General features: G+C 69.7%; 1 protein-coding gene. It reads right to left on the bottom strand.

Going from position 1 to position 647, the window contains the following annotated elements; translation table 11 throughout:
* On the bottom strand, positions 1–647 hold a 647-nt coding region (locus tag U4Y91_RS36565; protein WP_321809125.1), incomplete at its 3' end, for an ATP-binding cassette domain-containing protein.

Here is a 647-nt window from a genome sequence, read left to right as displayed (position 1 = left end):
TCGTAGATTTCGGCCATCCGGTGGCTGATGTAGATGATCGCGAGACCTTCCTCGCGCAGCTGGCGGATCAGGCCGAACAGGTGCTCGGTCTCGCGCGACGACAGCGGCGTCGTCGGTTCGTCCATCACGAGGATGCGTGCGCGGGTGTGCACGGCGCGCGCGATCTCGACGAGCTGCTGCTCGGCGATCGACAGCGTGCCGACCAGCGTGTCGGGGCCGAACGGCGCACCGAGGCGCGCGAGCACGTCCTGGCAGCCGCGCGCCATCGCCGCGCGGTCGATGGTGCCCCAGCGGCGGTTGCCGCGGCGCAGTTCGCGGCCGACGTAGATGTTTTCCGCGACGCTCAGGTTCGGCGCGAGGCACAGCTCCTGGTAGATCACGGCGACCCCGGCATCGCGCGCGGCGAGCGGGCCGTCGACGTCGATGCGCGCGCCGTCGATCAGGATCTCGCCGCCGGCGTCGGCGCGGTACGCGCCCGACAGGATCTTCATCAGCGTCGATTTACCCGCGCCGTTCTCGCCCATCAGCGAATGGATCTCGCCCGGATAGACGGTCAGGCTGACGTTGTCGAGCGCGCGCACGGCCGGGAAGGTCTTGCTGATGCCGCGCATCTCGAGCAGCGGCCGGGGGGACTCAGAACGCGACAT

Source organism: Burkholderia sp. BCC1993, from assembly GCF_905339865.1.
In the GTDB taxonomy this organism is placed as follows: Bacteria; Pseudomonadota; Gammaproteobacteria; order Burkholderiales; family Burkholderiaceae; genus Burkholderia.
Note: the sequence above shows the minus strand (reverse complement) of the source record. Positions and strands in the feature narration are given on the sequence as shown.